The organism is Streptomyces sp. NPDC059009 (assembly GCF_042740175.1).
Lineage (GTDB): Bacteria > Actinomycetota > Actinomycetes > Streptomycetales > Streptomycetaceae > Streptomyces.
Genome location: NZ_JBHYJB010000015.1, coordinates 137,381 through 152,558 on the forward strand (window position 1 = coordinate 137,381; position 15,178 = coordinate 152,558).

The window sequence follows — 15,178 nt, forward strand, 5'->3', positions numbered from 1 at the left end:
CCGTCAACCATCTGCCCACGGTGAGGAGTTGGACTTTTCGCGGCGGACCAGGACGCGAGCCGCGCAGCCGGGTCAGACGAGGTTCTCGATGTGGTCCAGTGCGAGCCGTGCTGCCCCGATTGCGGTCGATTCCTCGCCGAGTACGGAGGTTTGCACCACCGGTGGTGAGAGGCAGAGCGTGCCGAGCCGGGCGGCGAACGGCTCGCTGAGCAGGGCTCCCGCGCGCGAGATGCCGCCGCCGAGGACCACGGCCTGCGGATCCAGGAGCGCGACGTGCCGGGCCAGGCTGTCGGCGAGGCACTCGGCGAAGGCGCGCAGCGTGTAGCGGGCGCCGCCGTCGCCGCGGGCCGCGGCGGTCACGACCGCGCGGGCGGCGTTCTCGCGGGTGGGCTCGCCGTCGCCGCGGTGCCCGGCGAACCAGTCCAACAGCCGCTCGTACGACCGCGGCCAGCCGTCACCCGCGACCATCTCGCCCGCCGCCCCGTGGTGCCCTCGGTGCAGCTCGCCGTGGATCCACACGCCGACGCCGAGCCGGTTGCCGACGTACAGGTAGAGGCAGTCCCGGGTGCCGACGCTGACGCCGAGGGTGCACTCGGCGAGCGTCGCCAACTGGATGTCGTTGCCGACGAGTACGGGTCCCGTCGTGGCGTCGGCGAGCTCGGCGGCCAGGTCGATGCCGGTCCACTCGGGCAGCGAGTCGCTGACCGCCACGCGCCCCTGGGTGTCGACCATGCCGCTGGTGCCGACGCCGGTGGCCAGCGGCCGCACGCCCGCCGCCCTGGGGTGGGCGAGGCAGCCCGCGAGGGCCCGGCGCACCGCGTCCAGGCGCCGGTCGGCGGGCAGGTCCGGGGTGACGGCGACGCGCTCGGCGGCCACCGTGCGGCCGAGCAGGTCGGCGAGGTGCACCAGGACCTTGTGGGCGCCGATATCGACGCCGAGGACGTGGCCCGCCTCCGCGCGGAAGCGGAACCTGCGGGCGGGCCTGCCGACGCTGCCGCTGCCCGGGGCCAGCTCGACCAGGCGGCCCTCGCGCAGGAGTTGGGCCGTGAGGTCCTGGGCGGTGGGCCGGGAGACCCCGATGAGCGCGGCCAGTTCGGGCACCGTGATCTCGTCGCGCTCGCGCAGCACGCGCAGCGCGGCCGCGGCGTTGAGGCGGCGCAGCAGCGACGGATCGCCGCTCGTGGTCCGATTCGAGAGATCCAAGGCGTCCCCCCTTGACAGCATGATCAATTGCTCACAGGGTGGCCCCGGAGCGATTGAGCAACTTACCTAATAAACAGCGCCCTTGGGGGTACCGCGACGATGGGTGAGCAGGGCCATCCCGAGCTGGAGTGCGGCTTCGGCATCTGGGACCAGGACGTCTACGGCAACCATCGCATCCTCGTGGAGGTCACCGCGGCGGCCACCGCGGTCGCGGCCGACATCCCCTGGCGGCGCCAGGACGGCGAGCCCGATCTGGCCGCCGGCGCCGTCGACGTGCTCGTCCTCGCGCCGTCGGGCCATCGCGTGCACAACACGGTGACCTTCGAGGCGACGGCCGAGCGCGGCCGCGTCGCCTTCGAGCCGACCGAGGGCCCCGGCGCCTACGCGGTGCACTACCTGCCGTACGCGCACACCGGCAAGCCGCACTACCCGCAGGCCGCCTACCGGCCCCCGACCCGCACCGCCGACCCCGGCTGGGTCCACCGCTGCGGGGTGCACCGCCCCGACAGCTGGGCGGATCTGCCCCGCGCGGAGGCGTTCCGCTACGAGGCGGTGAGCGCGGTCGACTCCTTCGCGCCGCTCGGCTTCGCGGCGACGGCCGCCGAGCGCGAGAAGCTCCACCAGGCGTACGCGGGCGAGGAGTTCCTGCTGTTCGGCGCGGACCGGGCACACCCGCTCGGCCGCTACCGCGCGCTGCCCGCCCGCTGGGCCCGCGCCACCCCGTTCACCGCCTTCTCCGGGACGGCGGAGCGCGGCGAGTTCTTCGCCTTCCAGGTCGGCGTGCACGCCCTGCGCGGGCTCGCGGACGTGCAGGTGGAGGCGCGCGGGCTGCCCTTCCCCGTCCGCTGCCTCAGCACCGGCGGCGTGGACGCGCGCGGCCGCTCCTTCACCCGCCGGGTGGATGTCCCCGAGGACGGCGTGACCGCCCTCTGGCTCGGCGTGGACGTCCCCGAGGGCGCCCGCCCCGGCCTGTACGAGGGGGAGGTCGCCGTGCGCGCGGAGGGCGCCGGGGAGCGCGTCCTGCCGCTGCGCCTGACCGTCACGCGCACCGCCGTCGCCGACCACGGCGCCGGGTCCCCGGAGCGCCTCGCGCGCCTGCGCTGGCTCGACTCGGCGTACGGTCACGACGACGAGGTGGTCGCGCCCTACGAGCCGATCCGGGTCGAGGGGCGGGACGGGCGGCGTCTCGGTCTGCTCGGGCGCACCGTGGAGCTCGGCCCCGACGGGCTCCCGCACCGCATCACCTCGGCCTTCACCCCGTCCGTCACCCGCGCCGAAGGCCCCGCCCGCGACCTCCTCGCCGCCCCCGTCGCCCTCGGCCTCGGCCGCCCCCTCGACCACGCGGAGCCCGTCCTCGACCGGCCGGGCCCGGCCCGGGCGCGCTGGACGACGACGGCCACCGGCAGGGACGTACTCCTGCGCACCGAGGGCGAGTTGGAGGCCGACGGGTTCCTCGTCGTGCGCGCCACCGTCGAGGCCACCGCCGACACCGAGCTCGACGTGACCCTGACCGTGCCGGTGCGCGAGGAGGTCGCCCGGTACGCGATGGGGCTCGGCCTGACCGGCCGGGCCTGCCCGGACACGTACGACTGGACCTGGGACACCCCCACCCGCAACCAGGACGCCTTCTGGCTCGGCGACCCGGCCGCCGGGCTCCAGCTGAGCCTGCGCGACGAGCACTACACCCGGCCCCTCAACACCAACTACTACCGCGAGAAGCCCCTCGTGACCCCGCGCTCCTGGGCGGGCGACGGGGACGGCGGGGTGCACCTGCGCACGGCGGGCGGGGTGCGGGAGCTGACCGCGTACAGCGGGCCGCTGCGGCTGCGGGCGGGCGAGAGCCGCCGCTTCGAATTCCGGCTGCTGCTCACGCCGTTCAAGCCCATCGAGCCGGGGCGGCAGCTCGCCGAGCGCTACTTCCACGCCTACGCGGCGCCCGAGGAGATCGCGGCGTACGGCGCGAACGTCGTGAACCTCCACCACGCGACGCCGCCGAACCCGTACATCAACGACCCGCTGCTGCGCGCCGACGCGCTGCGCTCGTACACGGACGCGGCGCACCAGCTCGGCATCCGCGTGAAGGTCTACGACACGGTCCGTGAACTGACCCGCAACACACCGGAGTTGCCTGCTCTGGCCGCGCTCGGCGACGAGGTCTTCGCGCCGGGTCCCGGCGGCGGGCATGCCTGGCTGCGCGAGCACCTGGGCGCCGACTACGTGCCGGGCTGGGTGGCGACGGACGTCGGGGACGTCGCGGTGGTGACCGGTGGGGAGTCCCGCTGGCACAACTCCTATGTGTGCGGCGTGGAGCGGCTGCGGCGGGTCCTCGGCGTGGACGGGCTCTACCTCGACGACGTGGCGTACGACCGGACGACGATGAAGCGGGTCCGCAAGGCCCTGGAGCGCTCCGGGAACGGGCGCGGGGCGCCGCTGGTCGACCTGCACTCCTGCAACCAGTACCGGGCGCCCGACGGCTTCGCCTCCAGCGCGAACCTGTACGCGGAGCTTCTCCCCTACACCGACCGGCTCTGGCTCGGGGAGCTCTTCGACTACGAGGGCTCCGACCCGGCGTACTGGCTGATCGAGCTCTCCGGCATCCCGTTCGGCGTGATGGGCGAGATGCTGGAGGGCGGCGGCAATCCGTGGCGGGGCCTGGTGTTCGGGATGACGGCGCGGGCGCCGATGACGGACGTCCGGCCGCTGTGGCGGGCCTTCGACCAACTCCGGCTTCCCGAGGCCGAGATGACCGGCTGGTGGGCGCCGGACGCGCCCGTGCGCACGGGGCGCGAGGACGTCCTCGCGACGACGTGGCGGGGGCCCGGCGGGACGGCTGTGGCGCTCGCGTCCTGGGCGGCCGAGGAGACCGAGGTCGTGCTCACCACGGGGTCGGGCCCGGTCGCGGCCCACGCGCCCGCGATCGAGGGCTTCCAGCCGGAGCGGAGCTTTGCCGCGGGGGCGGGGGTGCGGGTGCGGCCCGGCCGTGGGTGGCTGCTTCGGCTCTGCGAGCCCGGCGAGTAGGGGGTGGCGGGGGCGGTTGTCGGGGCGGGGGCGGGTGAGGGTGCGGGTGCGGGTGCGGTGTTGGTGCGGGTGCGTCGTGGTGTTTCGCGCAGTTCCCCGCGCCCCTGAAGTGGTGCGTTTGTCGGCTGCGGGTGCGTTGTGGTTGCTCGCGCCGTTCCCCGCGCCCCTGAAGTGGTGCGTTTGTCGGCTGCGGGTGCCTTGTGGTTGCTCGCGCCGTTCCCCGCGCCCCTGAACGGTACGTTCGTCGGCTGCGGGTGCCTTGTGGTTGCTCGCGCCGTTCCCCGCGCCCCCTGCGGGGCCCGGGGAACTCGGCCTTCTCCGGCTGCTACTGGCCCATCGTCAGGCCGCTCTTGCCAGCGCCGCGACTCAGCACGATGCGGCGGATGCGGTCGCGGACCTCGCTCACCTCCGCGCCGCGCGCCACCGCGCGGTTGAGGTTCACGACGCGGCCCGCGTCGGTGTCGAACCACATGGGGATGAACTCCGCCTTCTTGACCTCCCAGCGCCCGCCCGGCTTGGCGGGCGGCACGAAGGTGAAGCGGCCGATCGAGCCCTGGTTGCCGCGCGGGTCGTGGGCGTCCTCGTGGTTGATCATGTCGCCGGCGATCTGGTCGCCCATGCCGTAGATGACCCAGGTGCCGTCCTTGCCGCCGACCTTCTCGTACGCCTGCGGGACGTGCGCGTGCGTGCCGAGGATCAGGTCTACGTCCGGGCGGCCGCCCGTGCGGGAGGACGTGAGCTGCTTGCCGAGGCGCAGCTGCTGGGCGTCCGGCGCGTCCTGCCACTCGGTGCCCCAGTGCAGGGAGACCACGACCACGTCGGCGCCCGCCTTCCGGGCGGCGCGGGCGTCCGCGACGATCCGGGCGCGGTCGATGACGTTGACCGTCCAGGGCTTGCCCTGCGGCTGCGGGATGCCGTTCGTGCCGTACGTGTACGACAGCTGCGCGACCTTCGCGCCGCCCGCGCGCAGCCAGGCCGGGGACTTGGCCTCGGCGGCCGTACGGCCCGAACCCGCGTGCTTGACGCCCGCCTTGTCGAGGGCGGACAGGGTGCGGCGGACCCCGGCCGAGCCGTCGTCCAGGGTGTGGTTGGAGGCGGCCGAGCAGGAGTCGTAGCCGGTGGCCTTGAGAGCGCGGGCCACCTGCGGCGGGGACTTGAAGGTGGGGTAGCCGGTGTAGTCGCCGTTCTCGCCGTACACCGTCTCCATGTGACAGATCGCCAGGTCGGCCTTGGACACGACCGACTTGGCGCCCGCGAGCATCGGCGCGAAGTCGTAGTCGTCGCCGCCGCCGTCGGCGAGAGCCTGGCGGATGATCGAGGCGTGCGGCAGGACGTCGCCGGAGGCGACGAGGGTGAAGCCGCGCGGGGCGGCCGCGCCGCCCAGGGCGGAGGGTGCGGGCTCGGCGCCGTGCCGCGCCTTGCCGTGCGGTGCGTGTGGGGCGTGCGGGGCATTCGGTGCGTTCGGGGCGGGCTTCTTCGCTCCGTCCGCCGTGCCGCCGGACGGCGGCTGCTGTGCCGTGCAGGCGGCGGTGGCGCCGATCAGGGCGGCCACCAGGACGGCCGTCGTGCGCCGCGCGCTCGGGGCGCGCAGGGTGCGCTGTGTCATCGAGCAGACTCCGTGGATTCGGGGACCTTCGGGAAAATGCGTCGATATGAATCCACATATGGAGATTACGGAGAGTCAAGGAACAACCCCGCAAGGGTCCCTAAAAGGGGTTCAACTTTCCGGGCCATGTGACTCGTTGAACACGACCACTCTGACCTGCGAGGAAACCGGAGCCCGGGTCAAGGCTCAGTAAAGCGCCTTGCTCGCAAGGCCGTTGAGTACTCGGCTGTCCTCTATCCGTGTTCCGGATCGGGGACCAGAGGCCGGTGACGCGCACGGACAGAAGGAGGAAGGCGGAGCGCGATGCAGCACGAGAGCAGAGACAGCACCGAGGGCTCCAGCGGCGGTGAGCTGCGCGTGCCGATGGCGTGGCTGTACGCCGAGTACATCGCCGACGAGCTGCTGCGCACCGGCGACCTGATGCCGCCCACGTCCTTCGAGTACCGCGCCGGGCGCGACGCCCTGGCGCTCACCATCTACCTCTCCGACACCGAGGGCGAGCTGTCCGGGATCCGGGTGGTCACCCAGCTGGAGAACTGGCTGTCGCTGACGGCCTACGACCAGCCGTGGCGCGAGTGGGTGCGCGAGCGGATGGACGGGCTCGCCGAGGCCGCCGCCGCGGCGCGCGCCCCGAGCCCGGACCTCGACCTCGCCGACGCCGCCTGGCGCTGGCTGGAGGAGACCGAGCTGCTCGCTCCCGACCTGGACGCGGTGCCCGGCGGCGGCGCCGTGCCCGGCGAGGACGAGGGGCCCAAGGTGTGGACCCCGGCCTGGCGGCTCGGCCTCCCGCTCGGGCATCTGGCGATCCACCTCTTCTGACGGATCACCCGGGGCACCAGCGGGAACTGACGGGGCCTCACCAGGACCTCGTGCGGCGTGACATGAGTGATTCGGCCGTCCACTGCGTACGGGAGGGCACTCGTCCCCCCATCCGCGAGGAATGCCATGAGGTCCCTGGAGCGGCATCGTGACGCCGGCGCCTATGCGCTCGGCGTCCTCGGCACCGCGGACGCCTTCCGCTTCGAGGAGCACCTCGCACAGTGCCCCGACTGCGTCCGCCGCATCGACGAACTCGCTCCCGCAGCAGACCTGTTGGGGCTGTACGGCCGGGTGACGCCGGACCGCGTCGAACCGTTCGCGAGGCCGGACCCCGGCCTCCTGGACCGCCTGGTGCGGGCGCCCCGCGGGCAGCGGCGGGAGCGGGCCCGGCGGGGCGGCCTGTGCGCGGTCGCGGCGGCGGTGGCGCTCGCCCTCGCGGGCCCCGTGGCGGGCGTCCTGACGCCGTCCGGGTCGGGCCCGGCGCGGATCAGCGCGCGCGACGGCCGCACCGGGGTCGCCGCCACCCTCTCGGCGCGCGACCGCACCTGGGGCACGGAGGTGCGGCTCACCGTGACGGACGGCGCGCGGGGGCGGATCTGCGAGCTGGTCGCGGTCGCCGCCGACGGCTCCGAGGAGACCGTCACGACGTGGCACTCCCCCGCCCGCTCGTCCAGCACGCGGGGCGGGGCGGCGCTGCACCGGCGCGACATCAGCCGGTTCGAGGTGCGCACCGAGGACGGGCGGCGGCTGCTGACGCTGCGGGGCTGAGCCGCCCGGCTCCCGGACCCGCCGCTTCAGCCGCTTCAGCCGCTTCAGTCACTGCCTTCGCTTCATTCGCTGCAGTCGCTGCAGTCACTTCAGCAGGCGTGACATGCGGCGGTCCGCCAGGGGCTTGCCGCCCGTCTGGCACGTCGGGCAGTACTGCAGCGACGAATCCGCGAACGACACCTCGCGGACGGTGTCGCCGCACACCGGGCAGGGCTCGCCGGTGCGGCCGTGCACGCGCAGACCGCTCTTCTTCTCCGCCTTGAGCCGCCCCGCCGCGACCCCGCGCGAGCGCTCCACCGCCTCGGTGAGGGTGCCGCGCAGGGCCTCGTACAGCTGGTGCGTCTCGTCCGGGGTGAGGCTCGCGGCGAGCTTGAAGGGGGACATGCGGGCGGCGTGGAGGATCTCGTCGCTGTAGGCGTTGCCGATGCCCGCGATGAGGGACTGGTCGCGCAACGCGCCCTTCAACTGGCGCCGTTCGCCGTCCAGGAGGGCCGCGAGGCGCGCCTCGTCGAAGTCGGGGGCTGGGGGTCCCCCCTGGTCCTGAAGACCTTGGGGGAGGGTCGGGGCCAGCCGGGCGATGCCGGGGACGGTCCGCGGGTCGGCGGTGACGTACACGGCGAGGCGCTTCTGGGTGCCGGCCTCCGTCAGGTCGAAGCCCGCTCCGGTCTCCAGGGCGACGCGGAGCGCCAACGGGCCCTTCCCCGGCCGGGGTTGGCCGTCCGGGAGGCGGTCCTTCCAGTGCAGCCAGCCCGCGCGGGCCAGGTGCGTGACCAGGTGGAGGCCGCCCGTGTCGATCGCGAGGAACTTGCCGTGCCGGGCGACGCCCTCGACGGTGCGGCCTTCGAGGGCGGTGAGCGGGGGCTCGTACGTCTTGAGGACGCTGATCGCGACGGGCAGCACCCGGACGATCTCGTGGCCGACGAGGTGCTCGGTGAGGAAGTCCCTGAGCGCCTCGACTTCGGGGAGTTCCGGCATGACCCTTCCCGTCTGTCGTGGTCCGTCGCGTCAGTCTCGCGCGGGCACGATGAACTCGCACCACACGCACTTGCCGGTGCCCCGCGAGTCCACGCCCCAGACGTCCGCGAGCCGGTCCACCAGGAGCAGTCCGCGTCCGGACACCCCGGACTCCCCCGCCTCGCGGCGGCGCGGCAGGGCGCTGGAGGAGTCCTCCACCTCGACGCGCAGGCGCCGGTCGGTGCCGGTGAGCACGCGCAGGGTGACGATCGCGGAGCCGTCGGTGTGCATCAGGGCGTTGGTGATGAGTTCGTCGGCGACGAGCTCGATCTCGTCGGAGCGCTCACGGGCGCCCCAGGCGCGGACCGCCGCCCGGATCATGTGCCGGGCCTCGGCGAGGGCCTCCGGGTCGCTCGGCGCGACGTGCTGCTGGAGGCGGCCGCCGGACTGCGGGGCGTCGATCATGCGGCGGCGCAGGAGCAGCAGCGCCGCGTCGTCGTCGCCGCCCCGGCCGTCCGTGATCGCGCAGAGCCGGTCGGCGAGCTGCTGGAGGTCGCGCGGCCCCGTCGCGGCGAGCGAGGCGAGGGCCTGCAGCCCGTCGTCGAGGTCGGCCCCCGGCTCCTCCACCAGGCCGTCGGTGTAGAGCAACAGGGTCTGGCCCGCGTCGAGTTCGAGGGTGGTGACCGGGTACTCGAGGCGGCCGAACTCGGCGGAGAGGCCGAGCGGGAGCCCGCCGTCCACGGGCACCCGGCGGCAGCTTCCGTCGGTGAGCTGGAGCAGCGGGTCGACGTGGCCCGCCCGGACGAACTGCACGACGCCCGTGGACAGGTCGGCCTCCGCGTACAGGCAGGTCGCGAAGCGGTCGGTGTCGAGCTCGTGCAGGAAGCCGGAGGCACGGGCCATCACGGTGGCCGGGGTGTGGCCCTCGGCGGCGTAGGCGCGCAGCACGATGCGGAGCTGGCCCATGACGGCGGCCGCGTGGGTGTCGTGGCCCTGGACGTCGCCGATGACGGCGCCGACCCGGCCGCCGGGCAGCGGGATCACGTCGTACCAGTCGCCGCCGATGTCCCGGCCGAGGGCGGCGGAGCGGTAGCGCACCGCGATGTCGGCGCCCGGCACGCCGGGGATGGTGCGCGGCAGCATGGCTTGCTGGAGCCCCTGCGCGAGATCGCTCTCCTGCTCGTAGAACATGGCGCGCTGCAGGCTCTGCGCGATGCTGCTGCCGAGGGCGACCAGGACGTTGCGCTCGTCCTCGGGGAAGCCGGTCTTGCGCTCGTACAGCAGGCCGAGCGCCCCGATGGACCGGGCCTGCGCGATCAGCGGCAGATACGCGGCGGAGGTGATCCCGAGGTGCTCGATGTGCGGCCACAGCAGCGGGTACTCGGCGGCGAACTCCTGCGCCGACTCGATGAAGCGCGGCGTCATCGTGCGCACGACCTCGCTCATCGGGTACGGCTCGTCGACCCGGGTGAACCGGGTGCCCGGCACGAAACTGCCCACCGGCCCCTCGGCGACGAGGCGGATCCGGCCCGCCTCGACGAGCCCCATGACGAGGTTCGAGGCGCCGAGGTGGGCGAGCCCGTGGGTGTCCTTCAGGACGTCGATGACGTCCCGGACGGTACGGGCGTGCGCGAGGGCCGCCGTGGTGTTCTGCACCAGGCTCGTGGTGCGGTACCGCTCGGCCTCCTGGGCGACGCGCTCGGGCAGCGCCGTGGTGTCGCCGAGCTCCTGGGTGGCGTCGCGCAACAGACCCACGATGCGGTACGGGCGGCCGTTCTCGTCGCGGTGGATGTAGCCGTGGGTGTGGGTCCACTGGGGGCTCCCGTCGCGGCGCCGGATGCGGAAGTACGCGCCGTAGGACGCGCTGCCGTCCTTGAGGGCCTGCGAGACGAGGGCGTCGAGCCGGTGGGCCTGGACGGGCGGGACGCGGCCGGACAGGGACTCGGGGCGCCCGTTGTACTCCTCGCGGCGCACGTCGAACAGGCGCAGGGCCGTGTCGTCGAGGTCCATCTGGCCGCGGTCGAGATCCCAGTCGAAGGAGCCGGTCGCGAGGGCGGGGCCGTACGTCTCCAGGAAGCCGGTGCCGGAGGCGGTGTCGGAGGCGGTGTCGGAGGCTGCGCCGGAGACGGTCCCTGAGGTGGCACCGGAGACGGTCCCTGGTTCGTCTACTGAACCGGACGCGTGCTCCTCGGACGCGTGTCCCTCGGCCTGCGGCTCATCGCGGCCGCCGCTCCCGGCGGCCGTGTCGCCAGCCCCTGTTCCCGGGTCCATGCGCCCACGCTAGACGCGGCCCGCCCGCATCGCTCGGCGAGGCGGGGCCGGGCGGCACGGATCAGTCGTCGCCGGCGGCGGGGACGACGGCGACCGGGCAGTGCGCGTGGTGCAGCGTCGCGTGCGCCACGGAGCCGAGCAGCAGGGAGTCGGGCAGCCTGCGGTGGTGGCGGCCGACGACCACGAGGGCGGCGGTCCGCGACGCGTCGACGATCGGCCCCGCGGCGTCGGCCGGCGCGGCGGCCGCGGTCACCGCCACGTCCGGGTACCGCTCGGCGAACGGCCGCAGCCGCTCCGCCTGCGCCTGCCGCGTCTGGCCCTCGGCCGCGGCGGCGCCCTCGCTCCCGTCCATCACGGTCTCCAGGGCGACGGCGTCGAGCGGGGAGTTCATCAGGAGCGCGGGCGAGGGCGGCACGTGGTACGCGGAGATCACGAGGAGCGGCAGCTGCTGCGCGGTCGCCGCGGCGAAGGCGAAGCCCACGACGGCGTCCGCGGTGTCGGTGGGGTGCAGGCCGAGGACGACCTGGTCGCCCGGGGTGCCCGCGCCCGCGTCGGTCGTCCGGTCGTCGTGCGGGACCACGACGACGGGGCAGGGCGCGCTGCCCGCGACCTTCCGGCTGGTGGACCCGAGCAGCAGGCTGGCGAAGCCGCCGCGGCCGCGCGAGCCGAGGACGAGGAGGCGGGCTCGGGCCCCCTGGTCGCGCAGCGCGCCGACGACGTCGCCCTCCAGGGAGACATGGCGGGTGGCCGGGCCGTCCGCCGCGCCCCGGCCGGGCAGGGCCGACAGGACGGGGTCGGCGTCGCCTCCGCCGTGGCCCGGCCGGACGTGGGCGACCACGAGCTCCGTGCCGATCCGGCCCGCCGCGCGCGTCGCCCAGGCGAGCGCCTTCAGGCTGGGTTCCGATCCGTCCACGGCGGCGACCACGGGGCGGTGCTCGCCCGAGCGGTCGGAGGGGTTTGCGGCCATACGTTCAGAATGGCATTTCTCCTTTGCGTTCGCCCCCTCCTGTCCTTCAATGCGAGGGTTTCACCGGAATCACAGAACCCGGACCGGAAGTCACCGGACCGGAGGTCACCGGACCAGGAGTCAGGAGTCACGTGGTGAGCAAGGAAAAGCAGTTGATTGTCGTCGGCGTCGACGGCTCGCGCCATTCACTGGCCGCCCTGCGCTGGGCCGCGGGACAGGCGGAGCTCGCCGGCGGCCTGGTGCACGCCGTCATGAGCTGGGAGTGGTCCGCGAACCCCTTCAACATGGGCGCCAAGGGCCGCGACGGCGAACCCGTCACCCCTGAGGAGGCGGCCCGCGAGAAGCTTGCCACCGCCCTCGCCGAGACCTTCCCCGGCGGCACGGTGCCCGACGCCGTGAAGGGCCGGGCCGTCCAGGGCGACCCGGCCCATGTGCTGGTCGAGGAGTCGCAGTCGGCGTCCCTCCTGGTGGTGGGGACGCGCGGCTACGGCGGTTTCAAGAGCGCGATGCTCGGCTCGGTCAGCCAGCAGGTGGTGCAGTACGCGGCGTGCACGGTGGTCGTGGTGCGCGAGGAGAGCTGACACCGCTGACGCTTCCTCAGCTCTCCTCGCCCCGGCCCTCCTCGCCTCAGCTCTCGAAGACGCCCGCGTCACCGCCGCCGTCCGACTGACCCGGCTGATCCGGCTGATCCGGCTGGTTGGGCTGGTCCTGGGTGTCCGGCTGGTCCGGGACCACCGGCTCCGGGTTCGGCGGCTGGGGCGGTACGGGCGGCGGCGGCTCCTGCGACGAGGTGCTGGGCGAGGGGCAGCCGCTGGGCCACGGGCTCGGGCTGTCCAGGAACTGGCCCGGGTTGTCCGGGTCCGGCGACGGGCAGTCCGTCGTCGCGGGGCTCGGGCTGGTCGAGTCGTCCTCGTCCGGGCTCGACGACGTGTCGTCCGGCGAGGGGCTCTCCTCGTCGGGGCTCGGCGAGGTGTCGTCCGGGTCCGGCGACGAGGAGTCCGGGTCGGGGCTCGGGCTGCTCGGGTCCGGTGTGGGCGGGGAGGGCTTCGGCTTGGGCTTCGGGACGACGCGGTCGCGGTTCGCGTCCTCGTCGCCGATCTTCCGCTCGATCCAGGTGTTGTTGATGATGTTGATGATCGTGATGTTGGTGATCGGCTGCGGCGCCGGGGTCACGATGACGACCTGGCCCTGCCGGTAGCCGTTCCACTGCGGCCCGACGTGGTGCGGACTGCCCTTGAGGGCGACCGGGGGCTTCAGCGGGTTGCCGCAGGCGCAGCGCACCCGGGGCATGCCGCGCTCGTCGACGAGGACGGCGGTGCCGGCCTGGAGCACCGACTGGAAGCTGGTCGCCTGCCCGCTCCGGAAGCCGTGGTTGGTGACCCGGGTGTCGGCGCGCAGCACGACCGGGGTGAGCCCGCGCAGGAAGCTCGCGATGTCCGCCTGGGCGATGCCCGACGCCTGCGCGAACGCGCGGCCCTTGGCCTGGTCGGAGGTGAGGAAGCGGATCTGCTGCCCGACGTCGCAGCTGCCGATGTTGTGCGTGCCGCCGTACAGGCCGGGGGTGCCGCCCTGGATGGAGCGCAGGCCCTGGGCCGTCGGCGAGGACGAACCCGTGGGCGCCGGCTCCGGCGAACGGGTGACGACGGGTGAGGGCGTCGCGGTGGAGGTGGCGGTGGAGTCCGTGAAGGGGTCGGGGCCCTGGGCGGCCACGGGCTGCAGGAAGAGCTCCTCGCCGCTGCTCGCCGTGCTCGCGGCGTCCTTGGAGCCGCCGCTGGAGCAGCCCGCCACGGCGAGGGCCATGGATATCGCGAAGGCCGCCGCGTAGGTCCTGGTCGGTGTGCGCACCGGGGGTCTCCCGCCTGTTGCCGGGGCATTTCGGCCCATTCTGGGAGGAGCAGGGCGAGATCGCACGAGGGAGGCGCGGCCCTCGGAGCTTCTGAGGCTGCGGGAGACGGGGCGACTCTCACGCCACGTGGGCCGCAGCTCTCACTCAGCGTCACGATCGGCGTGACAATGGGCACGTGCAGTGGTTCACGGATGCCGACTACGGGCTGAGCCGGCTGGTCTTCCAGCGGGTCCTTGCCGCCGTCTACCTCGTGGCGTTCCTCGGGGCGGCACGGCAGTTCCGTGCGCTCATCGGGGAGCGGGGGATGCTGCCGGTGCCCCGGTACGTGGCCCGGGTGCCGTTCCGGCAGGCGCCGAGCCTCTTCCAACTCCGCTACTCCGACCGGCTGTTCGCGACGGTCGCGTGGACGGGCGTCGGGTGCGCGGCGGCGCTGCTCGCGGGCGTGGACGGACTGCTGCCGCTCGGGGGCGCGATGGCGCTGTGGGCGCTGCCGTGGCTGCTGTACCTGTCGATCGTGAACGTGGGCCAGACCTGGTACGGCTTCGGCTGGGAGTCACTGCTGCTCGAAGTGGGGTTCCTGGCGGTCTTCCTCGGCAACGACGAGGTCGCGCCGCCGGTTCTGGTGCTGTTCCTGCTGCGGTGGGTGCTGTTCCGCGTCGAGTTCGGGGCCGGGCTCATCAAAATGCGGGGGGACGCGTGCTGGCGGAAGCTGACATGTCTGTATTTCCACCATGAGACGCAGCCGATGCCGGGGCCGCTGAGCTGGTTCTTCCACCACCTCCCGAAGCCGGTGCACCGGATGGAGGTCGCGGCCAACCACTTCACCCAACTCGTCGTCCCTTTCCTGCTGTTCACTCCGCAGCCGATTGCCACGTGGGCCGCGTGCCTGATGGTGGTCACGCAGGTGTGGCTGGTGCTGTCGGGGAACTTCGCGTGGCTGAACTGGCTGACGATCGCGCTCGGCCTGTCTGTGGTGGACTTCTCGGTGCTCGGGGTCGGGTCGTCCTCTTCGTCTTCTCCTTCGTCCTTCTTGTCCTCGTCCTCGTCCTCGTACGGGAGCACTCCCCTTTGGTACGAGGTGGTGGTCGTCCTTGTGGGGTGTGTGCTGGTTCTGCTGAGTTATCGGCCGGTGCTGAATCTGGTCTCACGGCGGCAGGTCATGAACACCTCGTTCGACCCGCTCCATCTCGTCAATTCCTATGGGGCGTTCGGGAGTGTGAGCCGGGTGCGGCACGAGATCGTCATCGAGGGCGCGGTGGAGGCTGGGGACGGGAAGGCGGGGACCGGGGAGGCGGTGGAGTGGCGTCCGTACGAGTTCAAGGGGAAGCCCGGAGATCCGGGGCGGTGGCCTCGGCAGTTCGCTCCCTATCACCTCCGGCTGGACTGGATGATGTGGTTCGCGGCGCTCTCGCCTGCTTATGCGGAGGCGTGGTTCGGGGGGTTGATGGAGCGGTTGCTGGAGGGGGACCGGGACACGCTTCGGTTGTTGCGGAGGAGTCCGTTCGGGGTGGGGGTGCGGCCTGCGGTGGTGCGGGCTCGGCTCTATCGGTATCGGTACGCTTCTTGGGCCGGGCTTCGGAAGGAAGGGGTCTGGTGGGAGCGGGAGTTGGTGCGGGAGTTCTTTCCGGCTTCTCGGCTCGGGCGGTGAGGTTCGCCTTGTCCTTTCCCCGATCCCGCCCCTTCCCGAAAAGCGACTCCGTCGCTCTGGGTGCTGTCATGGGGCTTC

The 15,178-nt window shown here is 73.4% G+C and carries 11 protein-coding genes; 5 read left to right on the plus strand and 6 right to left on the minus strand.

Annotated elements, in window-relative coordinates:
- Nucleotides 1–72: 72 nt before the first annotated feature.
- Complete coding sequence (locus ACFWYM_RS17480; protein ID WP_384837033.1) at nucleotides 73–1,203, minus strand: ROK family protein; 1,131 nt, start codon at nucleotides 1,201–1,203, stop codon at nucleotides 73–75.
- 99 nt (nucleotides 1,204–1,302) lie between these two features.
- Here ACFWYM_RS17480 and ACFWYM_RS17485 point away from each other — a divergent pair, with 99 nt between their 5' ends.
- On the plus strand, nucleotides 1,303–4,221 hold the full coding sequence (locus ACFWYM_RS17485; protein ID WP_384837036.1) for a glycoside hydrolase domain-containing protein: 2,919 nt from the start codon (nucleotides 1,303–1,305) through the stop codon (nucleotides 4,219–4,221).
- Between the two features lie 325 nt (nucleotides 4,222–4,546).
- Here the strand turns inward: ACFWYM_RS17485 and ACFWYM_RS17490 are convergent, their stop codons facing one another.
- On the minus strand, nucleotides 4,547–5,827 hold the full coding sequence (locus ACFWYM_RS17490) for a CapA family protein (protein WP_384837039.1): 1,281 nt from the start codon (nucleotides 5,825–5,827) through the stop codon (nucleotides 4,547–4,549).
- Nucleotides 5,828–6,130: 303 nt separating this feature from the next.
- Here ACFWYM_RS17490 and ACFWYM_RS17495 point away from each other — a divergent pair, with 303 nt between their 5' ends.
- Together ACFWYM_RS17495 and ACFWYM_RS17500 are read left to right on the plus strand one after the other, a co-directional pair.
- Entirely contained in the window at nucleotides 6,131–6,646 is a 516-nt protein-coding gene (locus ACFWYM_RS17495; RefSeq protein ID WP_384837041.1) for a hypothetical protein, read from the plus strand.
- 126 nt (nucleotides 6,647–6,772) lie between these two features.
- Nucleotides 6,773–7,414 (plus strand): zf-HC2 domain-containing protein, encoded by a 642-nt coding sequence (locus ACFWYM_RS17500; RefSeq protein ID WP_384837044.1) that lies wholly within the window; start codon nucleotides 6,773–6,775, stop codon nucleotides 7,412–7,414.
- An 84-nt stretch (nucleotides 7,415–7,498) separates the two neighbouring features.
- Here the strand turns inward: ACFWYM_RS17500 and ACFWYM_RS17505 are convergent, their stop codons facing one another.
- The 3 genes from ACFWYM_RS17505 to ACFWYM_RS17515 form a co-directional block, all read right to left on the minus strand.
- A complete protein-coding gene (locus ACFWYM_RS17505; protein WP_384837046.1) occupies nucleotides 7,499–8,389 on the minus strand; it encodes an Fpg/Nei family DNA glycosylase in 891 nt (296 codons plus the stop codon).
- A gap of 30 nt (nucleotides 8,390–8,419) precedes the next feature.
- A complete protein-coding gene (locus ACFWYM_RS17510) occupies nucleotides 8,420–10,639 on the minus strand; it encodes a SpoIIE family protein phosphatase (protein WP_384837049.1) in 2,220 nt (739 codons plus the stop codon).
- A gap of 61 nt (nucleotides 10,640–10,700) precedes the next feature.
- Nucleotides 10,701–11,606: a universal stress protein gene (locus ACFWYM_RS17515; protein ID WP_384837053.1), complete on the minus strand. Its 906-nt coding sequence runs from the start codon at nucleotides 11,604–11,606 to the stop codon at nucleotides 10,701–10,703.
- 134 nt (nucleotides 11,607–11,740) lie between these two features.
- Here ACFWYM_RS17515 and ACFWYM_RS17520 point away from each other — a divergent pair, with 134 nt between their 5' ends.
- Nucleotides 11,741–12,187, plus strand: coding sequence for a universal stress protein (locus tag ACFWYM_RS17520; protein WP_384837056.1), 447 nt, complete (start codon nucleotides 11,741–11,743; stop codon nucleotides 12,185–12,187).
- Nucleotides 12,188–12,233: 46 nt separating this feature from the next.
- Here the strand turns inward: ACFWYM_RS17520 and ACFWYM_RS17525 are convergent, their stop codons facing one another.
- Nucleotides 12,234–13,451, minus strand: a complete 1,218-nt coding sequence (locus ACFWYM_RS17525; protein WP_384837059.1) for a DUF6777 domain-containing protein — start codon at nucleotides 13,449–13,451, stop codon at nucleotides 12,234–12,236.
- Between the two features lie 176 nt (nucleotides 13,452–13,627).
- On the opposite strand from ACFWYM_RS17525, the gene ACFWYM_RS17530 reads away from it, so the two are divergent.
- Nucleotides 13,628–15,100: a lipase maturation factor family protein gene (locus ACFWYM_RS17530; RefSeq protein ID WP_384837062.1), complete on the plus strand. Its 1,473-nt coding sequence runs from the start codon at nucleotides 13,628–13,630 to the stop codon at nucleotides 15,098–15,100.
- Nucleotides 15,101–15,178: the final 78 nt, after the last annotated feature.